This is a genomic window from Lachnoanaerobaculum sp. (assembly GCF_057250505.1).
The window spans coordinates 5,608-26,148 of the sequence record NZ_DBHIEQ010000030.1 but is presented as its reverse complement, the minus strand read 5'-3'; the positions used below and the strand labels follow the sequence as shown (position 1 = coordinate 26,148).

Below are 20,541 nucleotides of genomic sequence, written 5' to 3'. Positions count from 1 at the left end.
TATCCCTTATCTGACTACGATAGTACCACATATACAGAATATTTTCAAGTTTTTTAATATAATTTACATCTATATATATTACCGTCAAAAACCCAAAAAAATACCCTCAAAACCGTTAAATCTCCGGATTTGAGGGTATTATAGCCTTTATGGGCTGAAATATTGAATTTTGATACTAAATTAACCTTATGTTTTGCATTGACTCGGTTATTATCAATCTTCCTTTGACAGGAAGTTATAGCAAAGAGCTGCCAGTGCACCGCCTACTAGAGGAGCAAGTATGAATACCCATACCTGTGAAAGAGGGAGTGAACCGAAACCGCTCATAAGAGCCGGTCCGAAGCTTCTTGCAGGGTTTACCGATGTTCCTGTAAAAGGTATACCCATAATGTGAATAAGTGTAAGTGAAAGTCCGATTACAAGACCTGCAACACTGCTGTTTTCAGGCTTTGAAGTAACTCCAAGGATTGCAAGAACGAATACAAATGTAAGTATAACTTCCACAAGGAATGCTATTCCTGCCGAGATGCCCATCGCACTGGCCTCACCGAATCCGTTTGTTCCAAGTGCTGCATTTGAACCGAGGATTACACAAAGCAGTGCAGCGCCTAAAATACCGCCTAAAAACTGTGCAACTATATAGCCTACAAAGTCCTTTACATCCATTCTGCCTGATACAAGCATTCCAAGTGATACGGCAGGATTGATATGACATCCTGAAATGTTTCCTATAGAATAAGCCATAGCCACTATAGAAAGGCCGAATGCAAATGCGATAAGCAGTGTGGAAAATCCAAGCGGTACCACCACATTGCTCTTACCTAAAAGTGTGTTTGCCGCTACGGCACTTCCACATCCGAAGAGTGTGAGTACGCAGGTACCTATAAACTCCGCTACATATTTTTTCATTACTACCTCCAATATTCTCTAAAAGATATAACCTTGACAAAATATCCTTTTGTCAAACAACGAGACGTATTATACAACTTAATTTTATAAAAGTCTATAGCATAATAAATAATCCTAAAGAAAAAAAGGACCGATCTCGGTCCTCTTATCTTTATAATACCTTACTTAAGAAGGTCTTCAATCTTTCATTTTTCGGATGTGTGAAGAATTCTTCAGGCACATTCTCTTCCACGAATTCTCCCGAGTCAAGGAATACCACTCTGTTGGCAACTTCTCTTGCAAAGCCCATCTCATGTGTTACCACTACCATGGTCATCTTCTGCTCCGCCAAGTCCTTCATAACCGAGAGTACCTCTCCAACCATCTCGGGATCAAGTGCCGATGTCGGCTCGTCAAAGAGCATTACATCAGGCTTCATACAAAGCGCTCTCACTATCGCAACTCTTTGCTGTTGACCTCCTGAAAGCTTTGACGGATACTCGTTTGCTCTGTCGGCCAGCCCTACTTTTTCAAGCAAACTCATGGCATATTCGGTTGCACTTTCTTCATCCGCGCCTTGAAGCTTCATCGGTGCTATAATAAGGTTTTTTAACACTGTCATATGTGGGAAGAGGTTGAACTGCTGGAACACCATTCCCATCTTTTGGCGGTGCAGGTCAATATTCACATCTTTTTTGCATATATCCACACCTTCAAAAAGTATTTCTCCGCTGTCGGCCACCTCCAATTTGTTTAAGCATCTTAGGAATGTCGACTTTCCGGAACCTGACGGCCCTATAAGGCAGACCACGTCGCCCTTATTGATATTGAGTGAAATATTTTTCAGGACTTCTTTGCCATGAAACTCTTTAGATAGATTTTTTACTTCTATAAGCTTATCACCTGCCACTTCTAGCCAACCTCCTTTCAAACAACTTCAACAAATAGGTAAAGAACATTACCATTATAAGATATAACAGCGCTACGGCCAAAAACGGCATCATTGCCGAGTATGTCCTGCTCCTTATAACCTCTCCGGCCTTTGTCAAATCCTCAAGAGCAATATAACCTGCTACAGATGTCTCCTTCATCAGCACAATAAACTCGTTTCCAAGGGTAGGAAGCACATTTTTGATAGCCTGCGGCATTATAATGTTTACCATCGTCTGCGCGTAGCTAAAGCCAAGACTTCTGCCGGCTTCCATCTGGCCTTTCGGTATTGAATTGATACCCGAACGGAATATCTCGGCCTGATATGCTCCCGAGTTTATTCCGAAAGCCAGTATGGCTGCGATGCTTTTATCAATCCTTATTGAGCTGAATATAACAAAGTATATTATAAGCAGCTGTACAACTACCGGAGTACCTCTGATTACTGTAAGGTAAACATTGCATATGAAGTTTAAAATCTTCAACTTCTTTGTATTCTCATATACATTCCTTACTATTGCCACACTAAAGCCAAGTACAAATCCCAGTATTACCGCATAAAATGTAATCTTGAGTGTAACAAAAAGTCCCCAAAGCAGCGACATCCACCTGTCGTCCGTTATAAAGTTTAAAACAAATTGCGCTTTTAATTCTTCAAACATATTACTCTGCCTTGATATATTTTGCTATAATGCTGTCTATTGTTCCGTCAGCCTTAAGCTCTGAAAGCGCCTTATTGACTCCGTCAAGAAGCTCTTTGTTACCCTTTTTAACTGCTATAGCATAGTTCTCGTCGGCATATGCCTCATCCAAAACCTTAAGTCCGCTGACTTCTTCTACAAACTTGTTTGCTACCGCACTGTCTATAACTACAGCATCTATCTTACCCTGGCTGAGTGCCTGTACTGCATCCATTCCCTTGTCATATCTCTCAACTGTCGCATCCTTTACATCACTTGCAAGGATATCTCCTGTAGTACCTGTCTGTACACCAAGCTTCTTTCCTTCAAGATCTTTGGCTCCTGCTATAGTTGAATCGTCCTTTACAATAATAAGCTGCTTTGATGTGGTATATGTATCTGAGAAGTCAACACTTTGCTTTCTCTCTTCTGTAGCTGAAATACCTGCAAGTCCGATATCAGCCTTACCTGATGTCACCTCAAGTATTACAGAGTCGAATGCTATATCCTCAACTTTTACCTCAAGACCGAGTTTCTTTGCAATAGCATCCGCTATATCCATATCGATACCTACAATCTTGTCTCCGTCATGGTACTCATACGGTGGGAACTCGGCATTTGTAGCCACCAAAAGCTTACCTGCCTCTACAGTCTTTATCTGAGAAGCGTCCGCACTGCCCTCAGACTTTGAATCCGCTACACTTTCACTTGTCGCGCTTGATTCATTTGCCTTTGTCTCTGTAGTCTTTGAACCGCCACATGCAGCCAAACTTGCCGCCATAAGTCCTGCTAAAGCTATTGTCAATATTTTCTTCTTCATAATATCCTCCGATAAATATATTTTTATGATTTCTTCTTGCATAACTATACATCACTATTTATAATAATGCAAGAGAAAAATCCGATTTACACAAAAAAGACTCTAAATCCTGTAGCTTTATAATGTTAGAAAACTAATCATCATACTGTATACAAAATTAGAGTCTTTTTAGAGCCCTCATACCCGATAAATGCAATCTATCTATCAGCTATACTGCTAATGAAGTCAAGTATCTTTCCATCTCATCTACGGCACTTACCTCATCATCGCCGTCTGCTGATATGTATACCTCTTTGCCATCACCAAACTTCAATGTCATCATGCCCATGATACTTTTTGCATTCACCTTCTTAGTACCACTTTCAACATAAATTCTGCTTTCAAACTGGCTGGCCACCTGTACTAGCATAGCTACCGGTCTGGTTTCAGTTTTTGCATCCATTGCAACCTTAACTGACTTCCTAACCATTTTCTCTCCTTACTTTTCCCTTAACTTGTCTGCGATACTTGAGAGCTTACGTAGCCTGTGATTCACCCCACTTTTTGTGAGCTGTGGTTCAATCATCTTGCCAAGTTCATCCAAAGAAGCATGAGGGGCTCTAAGTCTGGCATTGGCCACCGCCTCCAGATTTGATGTCAATTTATCAAGTCCCATCTTATCCTTAATAAGCTGTATATCCTCAAGTTGTGAAAGTGATGCCAGAACCGTCTTATTTATATTGGCGGCCTCACAGTTCACTTTACGATTTACATCGTTTCGCATGCCTTTTAAGATTCGAATATTTTCGAATTTCATAAGTGATGTAGTTGCTTCCATCAGACCAAGTGCAAGTGAAATCTGTTCACTGTCCTTTACATATACTACATAGGACTTTTTTCTGGTTGTAATCTTCGGGTAAAGTGATAAATCCCCCATCAACTCCTTCATAAATAATGCATCTTCCATAGTGTTACAAACTATTTCAAGGTGATAACTCTTTTCAGGGTCTGTTATCGAACCTGCCGAAAGGAATGCTCCGCGAAGAAACGCCTTTTTACAACAGGAATTGATCAATACCGAATTACTGCCAAGTGACAGCCCGTCCACCGGCTCCTGATTTTTAAAAAGTTTTACAGCCTTAAGCACTTCTCTTGCACCTGTATCATCTATAATACTTACCGAATAAAGATGTTTGTGCTTGATGAGTGCACTATTGCTTATAACTACATCTGTATTTATATTAAATGTTTTTTTAACTAATGTAAAGTACTTTCTGGCAAGTCCTGAATGTTCCGTGGTTATTCTTAAAGACATTTCGTTAGTTTCAGCTAACAAAACAGTACCTATAAAGTATACAATTGCCAAAATTTCTGCAAGTTTGCAATGTCTGACATCCGGAGTCACTCTTATAAGTTCGTCTTTTACTTCTGAAGAAAATGTCATCTTTTTTCTACCTGCCGGCTATTCTTGAGATATTCTTGCCCATATCTCTATGTTCAAGCCTCACTCCTATGCCCTCTATGGTATCAAGTCGTCTCTTCAGTGCCGCCGCAATCGCTACGGAGCGATGTTGTCCGCCTGTACAGCCTATTCCTATCACCAATGCACTCTTTCCTTCATCTATATACCTCGGTATCAAAAACCTTATCATATCGTCAAGTTTGTCAAGGAAAACTTCCGCATCTCCGTTTGAAAAGACATAGTCTGCAACACCATGCTCCTCTCCGGTCTTTAATCTGAGGTCAGGGTCGTAAAAAGGATTAGGCAAAAATCTTACATCAAATAAAAGATCCGGATCATCAGGTATTCCGTACATATATCCGAATGAAAGTACGGTCACAAAGAGATTATTGAACGACTTGCCGTCTACATAGATTGCTCTAAGTTCCTGCTTAAGCTCCTTTGTAAGCATTCTTCCGGTATCCATTATTCTGTCCGCTTTTGCTCTCAAAAACGCAAGTCTCTGTCTTTCAAGATGTATACCGTCTATCAGTCTGCCGTCTGCCGCCAGCGGATGATTTCTTCTGGTCTCCTTATACCTTTTTATAAGTGCCTCGTCATCCGCCTCAAGGAAAAGAATTTCCATATTTATTTTCTTATGTTTCAGCTCGTCTATTACGCCGTCAAGTCCGTCAAGTCCGCTTCTGATATCAATGCCAAGAGCCACTCCCTTCATTCCTCTTTCAGAATCAATGGTCAGCTCTACAAAATTTGAAACCAACTCTACAGGTAAATTGTCCACACAGTAATAACCGAAATCTTCAAACATCTTTAATGCAACAGTCTTACCTGAACCGGACATTCCTGTTACAATAATTATCTTCATATCAAATCATCCTTACTTCACATTCCAATTTTACACCGAACTTTTCATACACACTGTCTTTTACATGCTGTATCAAGTCCTTTACATCCTTTGAGGTGGCGTTGTCGTAATTTATCACAAAGCCGCAGTGCTTACTTGATACCGCTGCACCTCCAAGTCTGAATCCTCTAAGACCAGCATCATCTATAAGCTTTCCGGCAAAATAGCCTTCAGGTCTTTTAAAGGTGGAGCCTGCACTCGGATACTCAAGAGGCTGTTTTTCTTTTCTTCTGTTATTTAAGTCTATAACGGTCGCCTTTATCTTTTCTCTGTCTCCGTATGCCAACTTAAGCCTTGCCGCCAGTACAATCTCTTTGTTTTCCAAGATATTACTTTTTCTGTAACCGAGCTCAAGCTCACATTTCTTTTTCCACTTGATACTTCCGTCAGGACATAAAACCTTTACTTCAGTAAGTACATGAGAGAGTTCACCGCCGTATGCGCCTGCATTCATCACTATGGCTCCGCCCAAAGTTCCCGGAATACCGCAGGCAAACTCAAAGCCGCTAAGTCCCTCTTCCATAGCATATGCGCTGACTTTTTCAAGTCCGAGTCCAGCTCCCGCCTCTATTATGTCTTTGTCGTGGCTTATATTATTATTAAGACAGACGGTAGAGATAATAACGCCGTCATATCCTCTATCATCCGCCAAAATATTGCTACCCTTTCCAAGGATATAATATTTCATATTTTCTTTTTTTATTATTTCCATACAAAGGCGCAACTCTTCTTCAGTGACCGGAGTCAAAAAGAATTTACATTCTCCGCCTACACGAAAGGTTGTATGTTCCTTTAACAGCTCCCCTTTTTTGCAATTTTTGCCAAGGATGCTTTCAAAATCCATAATTATCTCCACCGGTTATTTTAGTTTTTTCCGGCAATATTTGCCTGAACTCTGTTATAAAGTTCCTGTGCCGCATTATATCCCATCATCTTCTGTCTGTGGTTTACAGCGGCAGTCTCTACAATGATTGCCAAGTTTCTTCCCGGTCTTACAGGCAATACATGGCATACCACCTTATTTCCGAGATATTCGATATAATTGTCCTCAAGACCCAGTCTGTCATAGTCTTTGTTTTGTACCCAGTCCTCAAGCTGTATAACAAGGTCTATAGACTGTGTATCCTTTACACTCAGTACACCGAAGAGCGCTTTAACATCTATGATACCTATTCCTCTAAGCTCAATAAAATGCTTTGTTATATCAGGTGCTGTTCCCACAAGTGTCTGCTGTGACACTTTCCTTATCTCCACAACATCATCCGATACAAGTCTGTGTCCTCTTTTTACAAGCTCAAGAGCCGCCTCACTCTTACCGATACCGCTGTCACCTGTAATAAGTACACCTTCGCCGTATACATCTACCAAAACTCCGTGTATTGATATAACCGGAGCCAATTTCACATTCAGCCATCTGATAATCTCGGCTGTAAGATATGTTGTGGACCGCTCGGTTCCAAGACAAGGCACACCGTAGTGTAAGCAGTATGAAAGCATATCCTCATCCGGTTTTATACCTCTGGCATACAGTACACAAGGTACCTTATATGACAATAATTTATCGTATGTCTTTTTCTTTGTTTCCTCATCAATTGTCTCTATATACGCATTCTCCACATTTCCAAGTACCTGCACTCTCTCACTGTCAAAGTGATCAAAGAAGCCTGCAAGCTGCAGCGCAGGTCTGTTAATTTCCGGATGCTTTATTATTATAGACTCTGCATCTATTTCCGGTGTGTAGTTCGTTAGGTTTAACTCGGTAATAAGCTCCTTAATTGTTACATTTTCTCCCATGGTACCTCCTATCATTTTCCCCCTATAAAAAACTTATCCCAAAAGCTCTAAAAGCTCTTCCTTTGAAATATTTGACAGTGACATTCTCTCTTCAAAGTTAAGTACTCTGTCCGCCAAATCCTTCTTTGATTCCTGTAGCTTTACTATTTTTTCTTCTATAGTTCCTTTTGCAATAAGTCTGTATACCGTTACAGTGTTTTTTTGTCCGATTCTGTGTGCTCTGTCTGTAGCCTGATTCTGTGCCGCAAAGTTCCACCAAGGGTCATAGTGAATAACTATATCCGCTCCGGTGAGATTAAGCCCTGTACCTCCGGCCTTAAGTGAAATCAGGAATACATTCGTATCATCGTTATTGAATTTATTTACAAGTTGCAATCTCTTATCCTTAGGTGTGGCACCTGTAATAATATAACTTGTAATCTTTTCTTCTTCAAATCTTTTGCCTATAATATCAAGCATTGAAGTAAACTGTGAGAACAAAAGTATCTTATGGCCGGCTTCAATACCGCTTTTTACCAAATCTATACAGGTTTCAAGCTTTGCGGACTCACCGACATAGTTCTCAAATATAAGGCTCGGATCACAGCATATCTGTCTGAGCTTTGTAATCTCAGACAGTACAATCATCTTTGTGCTGTTATAGTCTTTATCACCCAGCAGTATCTTCTTCAGATTGCTTAGCTCACCGTCATAGGCAAGCTGCTGTTTTTTATCAAATCTTGAAACTCTTATCTCTTCTATCTTATCAGGCAAATCAAGTGCCACCTCGGACTTCAGTCTTCTAAGGACAAAAGGTGCTATCATCTTTGATAAAATCTTTGCACTGTTCTCATCACCTGTCTTTACTATATCATTCTCATACCTTGTTCTGAAAGCGTTGTAGCTGTATAAAAATCCCGGCATGATATAGTCAAATATACTCCACAGCTCACTCAGTCTGTTCTCAATAGGTGTTCCGGTCAGTGCAAACTTCACATCCGCCTTGACAGCCTTTACCGCCTTTGCCACACCGGTATTTTGGTTTTTTATAAACTGTGCCTCATCTATTATCTGATGTGAAAACTTCATATCGTGATAAAGGCTTATATCTCTTCGCAGTGTGTCATATGAACTGATATATACGTCCACGTCTTCACTCTCTTCAAGGTACTTTTGCCTTTCTTCTTTTCCGGCGGCAAGCACGGACACTTTAATAAGATTCTCTTTATCAAACTTTGATATCTCCTCACTCCAATTATATACTAAAGAGGCCGGACATACTATAAGAGCTTTATCCAATCTGCCATTTTGTTTTGCATCTATCAAAAGTGATATGATCTGTAAGGTCTTTCCAAGTCCCATATCATCCGCCAGTATACCGCCAAATCCCAGTTCTTCTACAGAGCGAAGCCACTTAAAGCCTTCTTTTTGATATCCTCTGAGTATATGTATAACTTCGGCAGGCGGTGTAAAATCTATGGATTTTATACCGTCAAACTTATTTATAAGCTTTGCAAAGCTGCTGTCTCTTTTTTCAACAAGCTCATTGTGCTCCTTCATCATCTCCTCAATGTAGATTGAACGATAAAGCGGTACACTTAGGGCTCCGGCTCTCAAATCCTTTGCGGAAATATCAAGTACATTGAGCATTTCGTCAAAGCTGTCCATATATTCGGAGTCCATATTTATAAAGGCTCCGTTTTTTAATCTGTAGTACTTTTTCTTCTTTCTGTAGCTTGATACTATATCCGCCAGCTCTTCAGGGCTCATATCTTCCGAAAGCAACTCAAGCTGTAAAAGATTTGATTTTACAGATACACCGATACTTGCAGACGGTCTTTTATAGACTCTTACATCATTAAAGCCGTCACTTCCAAGTACTCTTCCGTATTTGTTCAAAACATCAATGCCCGATACTTTAAGTTCATAAAGTTCATCTTCGGTTTTTGTCAAAAGACAGCCGTTTATTGAATCGTCAGGCATAAATCTTTTTAAAACTTCTACCGCCTTGTTCTCCTGTTTTGCATCCCTTAACAGTTCCTCTTCGGTAGTTTCAAGGATTTTTCCTGAAAGTATATCCACTCTTCCGCCGCTGTAGCTTGCCTCAACCTTTCCCAGAGCATTGCCGTCTTCCATATCCAGATAGAATGTAATATTCGCTTCTTCAGGCACATACTCAATCGCCTCAGGCGCTTCATCTTCTATAATCGCACTGTCTTTTATAATCGGCAACACCTTCGAGTAAAATCTGCCTATATTTTTTCTTCCTATCTTTACATTCTGATATCCGAAATCCGAAATTCTCAAAGCTTTTATCAAATCCAGTGTCTTAGTGTCACATCTGCTCAGATATTCGTCATCAATACAGTAGACATAATTGTTCGTTTTGATAAATCTCGGAAAGTCCAACTTTAAATTTATTCCTCCGAAATGCTCGTCGTTATATATCGGAGTTATCTTTATCTTTATCTTTTCGTTGTACTCTCTGAACTCAATCTCTGAAGTAACATTCTTTCTGCCTGCCTCTTCTTTTATATATTCGAATTTCTTTCCTACAAGCAAATCAAATATCTCATCCGTATTTGAGGCGTCCATCTTTATCCTTGAGACATTGAGTTTTGTCTTTGTATAGTCCAAAAGCTTATAACTTACAGCCATTTCTCTTTCAATCATGGTCTCTATAAGCTTCACATACTTTAAGCTCTCTTCGTCAAATACCGAATATGACAACCTCACACTGTCATTTTTTCCAAGCGGATAAACTTCATTTCCCTTTATGGCTTCCACAAAATTGACATAGTTTTTTATCATCAGAAGCTTTTTCCTTCCGATTCTGAATTGGATAAATAATCCGTTTCCGTTTACATAATCTGAAAGTATCAGCCTTGGAACCAACTTTATGCTGCCCTCTTCACTTTCTTCATTGTCATAGTATGAAAGAAATGAATCTCCGAAGTAATTAGTCTCATCTCCAAGCTCATGGCTGTCAAGATATGCATTCAGTAAAAAGACGGTAGCCACCACATGCTCACAGTTTTTACTTTCGCTACCGAAATACATGCTGATCCTGTTTTTGTTAATGCATCTGCTGCAATTACAGCCTGCATAGGTAAGTTTATCTCTTTCAAACTCTATACTTACGTCACATTTATCCGATTCCACCCGTGCCCTTGCAACACCGCGCACTCCGGTATCCTGTTGAAACAGATAACTGTATGTTATATCAAAAGCTCTGTTATTTTCTTCTACGCTCTCAAGCTTTACCAGACCCTTTTTTATCAGTTCTTTAGCTCTTTTTGCAGTATCCGTAGTCATAGAAAGGCTATCTATAATAGCCTCTCCGTTGAAGTATTTATAAATAGCCTTTTTATCATTGTTTTTTGAGGCGGATATCATATCCGCCTTTATCTTTTTTACAGTATCACTCTCATTTTTTAAATCAACTGCTTTTTTCAGCCCTTCAAAGGGATTAAACCTCATATTTATTCCTCACTTTTAAGTATATCCACAGCCGTACCGAGCTGATTGTCGGAATCACTTCCAATCACCGCGCCCTCATTCAAATCCACGTCTACATCAGGTTTTATACCCACCTTATGCAAATCATATCCTGAAGGCGGATAGTAATGCTGTGTAGTAATCTTTATCGCAGTACCGTCACCAAGCGGAAGAACGTTTTGAACAATGCCTTTTCCGAATGTTGTCTTTCCTACTACTTTACCCCACTTAAAATCCTTAAATGTGGCTGTAAAGACCTCAGATGCGGAAGCGGAATTCTCATTTACAAGTACTACCATAGGAATCTTTAGTTCACCCGGATCTTTTGCATAGTATTCTTCCCTGTTTCCGTTTTTATCCTCTGTATAAAGTACCAATCCCTCAGGCAAGATATAATCAAGCATATCTACAACCTGGTCAAGCAGTCCTCCCGGATTGCCGCGAAGGTCCACTATCAGTTTTTTCATTCCCTGTGACTTAAGCGACTCTATATTTGATTTGAACTGCTCGGATGTCACCGCGTCAAACTGACTTACTGCAACATAGCCTATTCCGTCATTAAGCATCTTTGAAGATACTGTCTGTACCTCGATAGACCTTCTGGTAAGGTTTAAGTCCACCTGTTTTTTGTCGTCACCTCTGATAACGGTCATAGTAAAGCTTGAGCCTTCCACACCTCTTATCTTTGTCTTTACCAATACATCAAGGTCTGTACCCGTCACTTCTTCACCGTCTATTTTGTATATTATATCTCCCGGCAGCAGTCCGCCTTCTTTTGCAGGGCTGTTATCAAATACATTCACTATTGTAATAATCTTTGTTTTCGGATTCTGTGAAACCGAAGCGCCTATACCCGAGTATTTACCCTCTGTATCCTCGTTGAGCGCCTTATACTCTTCTTTTGTGTAATATACGGTATACGGATCGTCAAGTCCGTTCATCATTCCTGCATATATACCGTCTTCCACCTTTGTCATATCCTCGTCAAAGAGAAAGTATTTGTCTATAATGCTTTGCAAAAGTGATGTCTTTTCTTCTATCTTTTTATAATCCAGTTTACTTCCGTTGCCTGACGTAAATATATGTGTAAAGCCGCCTTTATTCAGTGCGATAACAAAACCTACGTAGACAAGTACAAATGAAACCGCCATTCCGGCTATAAAGCACAAAAATCCGTTAAGTTTGCCTCTTCGTCTCTTTGCTCTTTCTTCTATTCTCTGCTCCACATCCGTCTCTGTCGTTCCCTTTTTTCGTTCTTTTATATATTCTTCAAAGTCGTCATTCTCATGATGTTCAAACATATAAATCCTCCAAATCCATATTTCATTATATGATACCATTTATTACACAAAAAAACAAAGGGGAGATATAAATCTCCCCGTATTTATCTGCATTATATTTAATTTTAATATCCGACCTTGTCCATATATGACATATACTTTACAACCATAAGTGCAATCTTGAATGTAATGGCGTCTTCAAACATTCTAAGGTCAAGTCCTGTACTCTTTTGAAGCTTATCCAGACGATATACCAAAGTATTTCTGTGAATGAAAAGCTGTCTGGATGTCTCTGAAACATTAAGGCTGTTCTCAAAGAACTTGTTGATAGTGGTAAGTGTCTCCTCGTCAAGATCCTCAGGATTCTTACCGTCAAAGATCTCCTTGATGAACATTTTGCAAAGCGGTATAGGCAACTGATATATAAGTCTTCCTATTCCAAGTCTTGAGTAAGCTACGATATTTTCAGATGCATAGAATATCTTTCCTACATCAAGTGCCATCTTAGCCTCCTTGTAAGACTTTGACACCTCTTTTATCTCATTTACTATAGTACCGTATGAAACGGTAACATTGAGGATTCCGATAGAATTAAGCTCATCTATAACCGATCTTGCCACTCTGTCAAGGTCTTCGTATGCCGAGCCTTCCTTCATCTCCTTTACAAGAATGATATCTCTTTCATCAACCGCTGTAACGAAGTCTTTGTTTCTTGATGCAAAGAGCGCCTTTACCGCCTCAAGGCTTGATACATCTCTTTCGTTCTTGGTCTCTATGATATATACCACTCTTCTTACACTTGTCTCGATATGCAACTTCTTTGCTCTGTTGTAGATGTCTACAAGCAGCAAATTGTCAAGCAGGAGGTTTTTGATGAAGTTATCCTTATCAAATCTCTCCTTATAAGCCACAAGAAGGTTCTCTATCTGGAATGATGCCAATCTTCCCACCATATAAGTGTCGTCTGTGGTACCTTCCACCAAAAGAATATACTCAAGCTGATGCTCGTCAAAAATCTTAAAAAATTGGAACCCGCCTATAGCCTGTGAGTCCGCCAATGAATTGGCAAATGTATTCACCTGTAAACCGTAAGTCTCCGCTTCTGAAAAGGTAGTTGCCAAGACCTTACCCTCAACATCGCAAACGCAAAGCTCAGTTCTTGTAATACCCTTTAAGCCGTCTATAGTATTTTGAAGAATTTGGTTTGAGATCATATATTTGTCTCCTTTTCTCTATTACTTTACTCCACCATCTCATACAAAAATAATGATGAGACAGTCACCAATCACTAATCAATTTTAACAAGGATTGGTCCTACAATCCGATCTGCTCTAAATATCCGGTAGCAGATATTAACAACTTTCATATAGATAATAATGCATTATCACGAGTAAATCAATAGCAAAAAAAGGTTTTTTTATTTTTGTTTATGTAAATTTACCTATACACTACCCGGCACAGGTTCAATCCCTTGAAATTTTACCATGATATTAAAGGAAATATTATGGTTTGCTTGCTTATTGTAGATAATAGCCAAAAACTTTAAAAGTTTATTTCACCTGTGAATACATACTCGGCTCTTCCCCTCATATATATTTCATCATCAACCAGGCTGATATCAAGCTCTCCTCCAAGCAAATGTACTCTTACGGATGTATCACAATCTCCCTTTTTCATTGTGGCAAAGGCGCTTGCACATGCTCCAGTACCGCAGGCAAGAGTCTCTCCCGAACCTCTCTCCCACACTCTCATATGAATATTCTTTCTGTCTTCAACATAGATGAACTCGGAATTTACCTTTTGCGGGAATCTCTCATGCTTTTCATAGTATTCTCCCACTTTATTAAGGTCCATATTTTGAAGTTCTTCCAATGTGTCCACATAGTAGACCGCATGAGGATTGCCTACATCCACACCTATAAACTCTTTTTCTTCTCCGTTTATAAGTATCTTTTCAGGAAACTGTGAGGTAATCTTTGCTCTGCCCATATTTACATTGATATATTCGGCCTTTTTATTCTTAGGCTCTATCTTTATATGCTTGATTCCCGCACCGGTCTCCATAGTGAACTCTTCAGACTTTACATAGCCGTGGTCATAGGCATACTTTGCCACACATCTTGAGCCGTTGCCGCACATAAGCCCCCTGCTGCCGTCCACATTGTACATATCCATCTTCACATCCGCAATATCTGAAGGACAGATAAGTATAAGTCCGTCACTTCCCACTCCGAAATGTCTGTCACTTACCTTTATTGCAACCTCACCGGGATTATTTACTTTTTCTTTGAAGCAGTCCACATACACATAGTCGTTTCCCGCTCCCTGCATTTTTACAAACTTCATATATTCTCCAATCTCTTTATTCCTTCCCACTATACAAAAGGCAAATCTTTTTTGCCGTACTTATGATAGTATCTCCGTTTTTCATACTGCTGCTTTGCAAATATTTATGTGCCTCGGGCTCAGTCATATTCTTATGCTTTATCAAAAGCTCCTTTGCCCTTTGTATTGTCAGAAAATTCTTACCGCCTCGCTCTTCCTGCTTTTTCTTTCTTTTTCTTTCATAATAAAGCCTGTCCGATATTTCACCGACCTTTTTTACAAGCTCTATCACTTTAAAAGGCATAGGCAAAAAATTTACATCCTCACTAAGTCCTTCACTGAGTTTGTTCGGTGAACATACGAGCAAAAGCTCACAACTTTCATTGATATTTTCTTTCAGCTCCATATACTGCATATCGCCAAGCTGATATGCGCATATTACTATACCGTAATCAATATCATCACACAGATTTATAGCCTTGGCACCTGATGCAACTACACCTACTATTGAATATCCGTTTTTTATCAAAATAGACCTTAAAACTTTGCTGTCACCGGGATTTGGAAATGCAATGATTATATCCGACATTATCGTCCTTTCTCCAATGATACTGCATAAAATCAGTATCTTTCCAAATACTTCTTTATTTCCCAGTCTGTAACGGCATTATTAAACTCGTCCCATTCATACTTTTTTGCATTTAAGTACTCACCGAATATATGTGTACCAAGTTTTTCTTTCACAAAGTCCGATTTTTCAAACTCATCTACTGCTTCTTTTAATGTACTCGGCAGCCTCTTCACATTTGCAATCTCATTTGAGTACATATTTTCATTGATGGCTTCTTTTAAAGGTAAGTCTTTTTCTATTCCGTCAAGTATTGAATATATAAGCATTGCAATGCAAAGGTAAGGATTGGTGGCGGAATCCGGACTTCTAAGCTCAAACCTAATCTGATTGTTTCTTTCACCCGGTATTCTAAGCAGTGTGCTTCTGTTTGAATTGGAACTCCATGACACATATACAGGTGCGTCAAATCCCGGTTTTAATCTTTTATATGAGTTTACAAGCGGATTGTTTATCAGTGAAGTGTCACAGGCGTGTTCCAATATACCTGCAACGGCCGCCCTTCCTTTTTTGCTCAGTTTTCCGTCTTCTTCAAGTAAATTGTTTCCTTCATTATCAAGTACGGAGATTTTAAAGTGCATTCCGCTTCCGTTTTCATTCTCAAAAAGTTTCGGCATAAAGGAAGCACTCAGTCCGTGCCTCTTTGCCAATGTCTTTACAGCCATTCTGAAGGTCTGTATAGCATCCGCGCAGGAAATTGCACCTTGATTGGTGAAATCTATTTCATGCTGTGCTTTGGCAATCTCATGGTGCGACGACTTTATATTGATTCCCATCTCTTCAAGGTTGAGTACTATATCTCTTCTGATATTCTCACTCATATCAAGCGGACCTATATCAAAGTAGCTGGCTTTTTCCTTTACGTTCAGACTTACCTCGCCTTTATCGTCCGTGTTAAGTAAAAAGAATTCGCACTCGGCCTCAATAAATATATTAAGCCCCGACTTACTTGCTTTATGATATGCATCAAGTAACACCACTCTCGGGTCAGCTTCAAAAACGCTTCCGTCCGTTCTGTGAATATTGCAGATAAATCTTGCAACCTTTCCCTGCTGCGGCCTCCATGGGAATATACAAAATGTGGAAAGATCCGGATGTAAATATAAATCCGAATCTTCTATCGGCGCAAATCCCTTTACACTTGAGCCGTCAAACAGAATTTTATTTTCAAGCGCATCTTCAAGCTGGCTTGCAGTTATTGCGATATTTTTCAAAGTTCCGAAAATATCGGTAAACTGTAATCTGATAAATTCTACATCTTCCTCTTCAACTATGGCAAAAATCTCTTCCTTCGTCATTGCTCACCTTTTCTTTAAAACTTATTAAGCACCCTTTTTAACCTTTCGAGTGCATCATCGACATCCTCTTTTGAAATGATAAGCGGCGGAATAAATCTCAAAACATTGCTTCCGGCATTGATAAGTACCATTTTCTCATCAAGAAGCGCCGACTTTATAATGTCGGCCACAGGTCTGTCAAACTCCATACCCAGAAGCAAGCCCTTTCCTCTGACTTCCTTTATAAAAGGATATTTCTTTGCCATATCCTCAAGCTTTTCTTTGAGATAATCTCCCACTTCTTTTACATTTCCTGTTATATCATCTTCCTTAAAGATATCCAGTACCTTGGATGCCACTGCACATACCAAAGGATTTCCTCCATATGTGGAACCGTGGTCTCCCGGCTTTAATACATCGCTTGCCTTACCTGATGTCAAAAAGGCACCTATCGGTACACCGTTACCAAGTGCCTTTGCTACCGTCATAACATCAGGCTTGATGCCGTATTCCTGCCATGCAAAATACTGTCCTGTTCTTCCCATTCCACATTGAATTTCATCCAAAATCAGTATCAAATCATGTTCATCCGTAAGCTTTTTGATACCTTCAAGAAACGCTTTGGTTGCAGGATGAATTCCACCTTCACCCTGTACCGTCTCAAGTATTATAGCACAGGTTTTGTCACTAACAAGATTTTTTACAGACTCGATATCATTATATTTTGCAAATTTTACTCCGGGAATCAACGGATAAAAGTCCTCTCTGTAATGCTCATTTCCCGTTACCGAAAGTGCTCCGAGACTTCTGCCGTGAAAGCTTCCTTCCATAGCGATTATTTCAAATCTGCCGCCTGTTTTTGTACCGTATTTTTTTGCAATCTTTATCGCACCCTCAATAGCCTCGGTACCTGAGTTTGTAAAAAACACTTTTTCCATCCTACTGATTTCAAGAAGCTTTTGTCCCGCCTCTATAACAGGCACATTATAAAAATAGTTTGATATATGCCAAAGCTTATCAGCCTGAGCCTTCAGGGCTTCATTCACTCCCTTATAGTTGTATCCGAGTCCCTGCACAGCAATGCCTGCAAAGAAATCCAGATATTCATTTCCATCGGTATCAAAAAGCTTTATCCCGTCACCGTGGTCAAATACCACCTGATACCTGTTATATGTTTTTAATAATAATTGCTCGGCGCAATCTATTGAATCTTTCATCTTCATAACTGATCTCCTACTATCATGGTACCTATACCTTTGTTTGTAAACATTTCAAGCAAAAGGCAATGTGCAACCCTGCCGTCAGCAATTGTCACCCTGTTTACTCCGTTTTTTACAGCATCTACACAGTTTGAAAGCTTCGGCAGCATACCTCCGCCCATCTGTCCGTTTTCTATAAGTTTTTCAATCTCGCTTATACTTATCTTTTCTATCAGGCTGCTCTTGTCGTTAAAGTCCTTGTATACACCTTCAACATCTGTAAGAAATGCCAGTTTTTCGGCCTTCAGAGCCTTTGCAACAGCACATGCCGCATCGTCAGCATTTACATTGTAGCTTGTATACTCCTTATCAAAACCTACAGGGCATATGACAGGTAAAAAATCTTTTTCCAAAAGGTCAAAGATAATATCGGGGTTTACCTCACTCACTTCTCCGACCAGACCTATGTCCTCACCGTCCACTTCCTTTTTATGGCAATGTAGCAGGGAACCGTCCTTTCCGCTGATACCTACAGCCTTCATTCCAAGCTCTCCTATCATCTGTACCAGCTCTTTATTCACTTTATTAAGTACCATTTCCACAACTTCCATGGTTGCATCATCCGTGAACCTTAAACCGTTTACAAAATGAGGTTCAATATTTACCTTTTCAAGCCATTTGGAAATCTCCTTGCCTCCTCCGTGAACTATAACAGGCTGCATACCTACAAGCTTTAAAAGTACGATATCCTGTATTACCTTTTTCTTTAAGTTCTCATCAAGCATTGCGGAACCGCCATACTTTACAACCACTATCTTTTTATTAAACGCCTGTATATACGGCAGTGCCTCAATAAGAGTCCCAGCCTTTTCAAGTAATTTATCCATAAAACACCTCTTTAACTTCTGTAGTCCGCATTTATTTTTACATAGTCAAATGTCAAATCACATCCCCATGCCGTTGCACTAAAATCTCCCATATTTAACTTTACCAAAGCTCTGACTTCCTTTGCAGACAATATCTTGGTTGCTTTTTCTTCATCAAAGCCTACAGATACACCGTCCTTATATATCAAAATCTTTCCGTTTTCACTCTCAAAGTAAAGCTCCATATTGTCGGGATCAAACTTTTCGCCACTGTATCCAAGCGCACAAAGAATTCTTCCCCAGTTGGCATCATGTCCGAATATGGCAGCCTTTGTAAGTGATGAGGTAACTACAGATTTTGCCAAAGTTCTTGCAGTCTCCTTAGTCTTTGCACCCTCTACCACCACTTCAAAAAGCGCTGTTGCTCCCTCACCGTCTCCTGCAATCATCTTTGAAAGAGCGGTTGTGACGAAATTCAGATTGCTCTTAAATACCTTGTATTCCTCACTGCTTTCACAGGCTATCTTTTCATTATCCGCAAGTCCGTTTGCAAGTATTATAAGAGAATCGTTTGTGGATGTATCACCGTCCACACTCACCATATTGAAGGTATCCACCACATCATCTCTGAGCGCCTTTAATAAAAGCTCCTTTGAGATATTCACATCTGTTGTGATAAATCCGAGCATTGTGCACATATTCGGATGTATCATCCCCGAACCCTTACACATAGCACCCATCTTTACCGTCTTTCCGGATATTTCAAACTCTATCGCAATTTCCTTTGAAACGGTATCCGTAGTCATTATGGCCTTGGCCGCTTCATTGGCAGCCTTCTCACTCTGCTCCAAAGAATTGGAAAGAGATTCTATTCCGGCGCAAATCTTGTCTATAGGAAGCTGCATACCGATAACACCTGTGGATGCCAAAAGTATTGAATTCTCTTCCGCTCCCAGTTCAGATGCCGCCTTCTTTGCGCTCTGCTTACAATACTCCATCCCCTCATCCTTGGTGCAGGCATTGGCAATACCTGAATTTATAACTATTGCATTTACATAAGTTTCACTGTCCGTTATTTTTCTGTCACAGAGTACAGGTGCCGCCTTTACAAGATTTGTAGTATATGTTCCTGCAGATATTGCAGGAACTTTTGAAAAAATCATGGCCATATCGGTTCTGTTTTTATATTTTATATTCGCCTCTGTTGCACTTGCCGAAAATCCCTTCGGTGCACATATTCCGCCTTTTATTATCTTCATACATTCTCCTTATATATACTCTCTATACACGGCTTCAAACCCTGTATAACCGATTATGCTACAATACTTGATATATTTTCCTCATTCAGTACAAGCTCATAGCTGTTTATATCCTTATTTTGCTTCCAGTTTTGACTCTTCCAAAAAATATTTCCTGCAAGATTTTGCTTGAATGCTATAAGAGTTATCTTACTTATTCCTTCGGCATTTACCCTCTCTATAGCTTCCTTTACCATCTTGCCGGCTATATTTTCTCCTCTGCACTTTGAGTCCACACATACATGGTAAAATGTCGCCTGTCTGCCGTCATGACCTGAAAGTATGGTTCCGACTATTTGATTATTCTTCATGGCCACAACACTAAGCCCTATATTTCTGTCAAGAAATCTTTTTATATGTTCAAAATCATCATCAACAGCCCTGATCCTGAAACCCTTTATACTTTTCCAAAGCGCCATCACCTCAGTGTAGTCCTCTATTTTCATTGTCCTTATTTCTATATCTTTTTTCATCATATTGACATCGGTAAACTTTTTAATCCACATTCTTCATCTACCCCAAACATTAAATTCATATTCTGGATGGCCTGGCCTGCCGCTCCCTTTATAAGATTGTCAATGGCGCCGGTCACCACTATCCTGTTTGTCCTCTTATCTATTACATAGCCTATATCCACAAAATTGCTTCCCTTTACAAATCTCGTTTCCGCATTTTCGTTTTTTCTAAGAAGCCTTATAAACTTCTCATTTGCATACTCTCTCTCATAGGCATTT

The 20,541-nt window shown here is 39.7% G+C and carries 19 protein-coding genes and 1 pseudogene; all 20 read right to left on the bottom strand.

All coding sequences use genetic code 11. From position 1 onward, the window contains the following. Positions 1 to 213: 213 nt before the first annotated feature. Positions 214 to 909 carry an MIP/aquaporin family protein gene (locus tag ACO6FI_RS11180; protein WP_009446632.1) on the bottom strand — a complete coding sequence of 232 codons (696 nt, stop codon included), beginning with the start codon at positions 907 to 909 and terminating at the stop codon, positions 214 to 216. 151 nt (positions 910 to 1,060) lie between these two features. Continuing rightward, positions 1,061 to 1,798 (bottom strand): amino acid ABC transporter ATP-binding protein, encoded by a 738-nt coding sequence (locus tag ACO6FI_RS11175; RefSeq protein ID WP_485457394.1) that lies wholly within the window; start codon positions 1,796 to 1,798, stop codon positions 1,061 to 1,063. Next, a complete protein-coding gene (locus tag ACO6FI_RS11170) occupies positions 1,788 to 2,480 on the bottom strand; it encodes an amino acid ABC transporter permease (RefSeq protein WP_485457393.1) in 693 nt (230 codons plus the stop codon). Before ACO6FI_RS11170 ends, ACO6FI_RS11175 begins: the two co-directional genes overlap by 11 nt. A 1-nt stretch (position 2,481) precedes the next feature. Beyond that, the gene (locus ACO6FI_RS11165) at positions 2,482 to 3,318 is read right to left on the bottom strand and encodes a basic amino acid ABC transporter substrate-binding protein (protein WP_040458190.1); all 837 of its coding nucleotides are present in this window, start codon (positions 3,316 to 3,318) and stop codon (positions 2,482 to 2,484) included. Between the two features lie 208 nt (positions 3,319 to 3,526). Beyond that, the gene (locus ACO6FI_RS11160; protein ID WP_060930823.1) at positions 3,527 to 3,787 is read right to left on the bottom strand and encodes an HPr family phosphocarrier protein; all 261 of its coding nucleotides are present in this window, start codon (positions 3,785 to 3,787) and stop codon (positions 3,527 to 3,529) included. Between the two features lie 9 nt (positions 3,788 to 3,796). Then, the gene (gene whiA / locus ACO6FI_RS11155) at positions 3,797 to 4,741 is read right to left on the bottom strand and encodes a DNA-binding protein WhiA (RefSeq protein WP_485457392.1); all 945 of its coding nucleotides are present in this window, start codon (positions 4,739 to 4,741) and stop codon (positions 3,797 to 3,799) included. 7 nt (positions 4,742 to 4,748) lie between these two features. Further along, a complete protein-coding gene (gene rapZ, locus ACO6FI_RS11150) occupies positions 4,749 to 5,624 on the bottom strand; it encodes an RNase adapter RapZ (RefSeq protein WP_314610230.1) in 876 nt (291 codons plus the stop codon). Between the two features lies 1 nt (position 5,625). Beyond that, the gene (murB, locus tag ACO6FI_RS11145; protein ID WP_485457391.1) at positions 5,626 to 6,507 is read right to left on the bottom strand and encodes a UDP-N-acetylmuramate dehydrogenase; all 882 of its coding nucleotides are present in this window, start codon (positions 6,505 to 6,507) and stop codon (positions 5,626 to 5,628) included. A gap of 20 nt (positions 6,508 to 6,527) precedes the next feature. Then, complete coding sequence (gene hprK / locus ACO6FI_RS11140) at positions 6,528 to 7,457, bottom strand: HPr(Ser) kinase/phosphatase (RefSeq protein ID WP_314610228.1); 930 nt, start codon at positions 7,455 to 7,457, stop codon at positions 6,528 to 6,530. 33 nt (positions 7,458 to 7,490) lie between these two features. Further along, complete coding sequence (locus ACO6FI_RS11135) at positions 7,491 to 10,916, bottom strand: DEAD/DEAH box helicase (protein ID WP_485457390.1); 3,426 nt, start codon at positions 10,914 to 10,916, stop codon at positions 7,491 to 7,493. Positions 10,917 to 10,918: 2 nt separating this feature from the next. After that, a complete protein-coding gene (locus ACO6FI_RS11130; protein WP_485457389.1) occupies positions 10,919 to 12,235 on the bottom strand; it encodes a S41 family peptidase in 1,317 nt (438 codons plus the stop codon). Between the two features lie 104 nt (positions 12,236 to 12,339). Continuing rightward, positions 12,340 to 13,428: a PucR family transcriptional regulator gene (locus tag ACO6FI_RS11125; RefSeq protein ID WP_060930829.1), complete on the bottom strand. Its 1,089-nt coding sequence runs from the start codon at positions 13,426 to 13,428 to the stop codon at positions 12,340 to 12,342. A gap of 328 nt (positions 13,429 to 13,756) precedes the next feature. Next, positions 13,757 to 14,560: a diaminopimelate epimerase gene (dapF, locus tag ACO6FI_RS11120; RefSeq protein WP_485457388.1), complete on the bottom strand. Its 804-nt coding sequence runs from the start codon at positions 14,558 to 14,560 to the stop codon at positions 13,757 to 13,759. Between the two features lie 16 nt (positions 14,561 to 14,576). Beyond that, positions 14,577 to 15,128, bottom strand: coding sequence for an ANTAR domain-containing response regulator (locus ACO6FI_RS11115; RefSeq protein ID WP_485457387.1), 552 nt, complete (start codon positions 15,126 to 15,128; stop codon positions 14,577 to 14,579). Between the two features lie 32 nt (positions 15,129 to 15,160). Beyond that, complete coding sequence (gene glnA / locus ACO6FI_RS11110; protein ID WP_485457386.1) at positions 15,161 to 16,465, bottom strand: type I glutamate--ammonia ligase; 1,305 nt, start codon at positions 16,463 to 16,465, stop codon at positions 15,161 to 15,163. Positions 16,466 to 16,479: 14 nt separating this feature from the next. Further along, entirely contained in the window at positions 16,480 to 17,667 is a 1,188-nt protein-coding gene (locus ACO6FI_RS11105) for an aspartate aminotransferase family protein (protein ID WP_485457385.1), read from the bottom strand. Continuing rightward, positions 17,664 to 18,530: an acetylglutamate kinase gene (gene argB / locus ACO6FI_RS11100; RefSeq protein ID WP_060930834.1), complete on the bottom strand. Its 867-nt coding sequence runs from the start codon at positions 18,528 to 18,530 to the stop codon at positions 17,664 to 17,666. The genes ACO6FI_RS11105 and argB overlap by 4 nt, the downstream gene beginning before the upstream one ends. 11 nt (positions 18,531 to 18,541) lie before the next feature. Further along, on the bottom strand, positions 18,542 to 19,768 hold the full coding sequence (argJ, locus tag ACO6FI_RS11095) for a bifunctional ornithine acetyltransferase/N-acetylglutamate synthase (protein WP_485457384.1): 1,227 nt from the start codon (positions 19,766 to 19,768) through the stop codon (positions 18,542 to 18,544). 53 nt (positions 19,769 to 19,821) lie between these two features. Next, positions 19,822 to 20,313 carry a GNAT family N-acetyltransferase gene (locus ACO6FI_RS11090; RefSeq protein WP_485457383.1) on the bottom strand — a complete coding sequence of 164 codons (492 nt, stop codon included), beginning with the start codon at positions 20,311 to 20,313 and terminating at the stop codon, positions 19,822 to 19,824. Further along, positions 20,280 to 20,541, bottom strand: a pseudogene (argC, locus tag ACO6FI_RS11085) (N-acetyl-gamma-glutamyl-phosphate reductase); the annotation flags it as partial. The pseudogene argC and the gene ACO6FI_RS11090, both read right to left, overlap by 34 nt.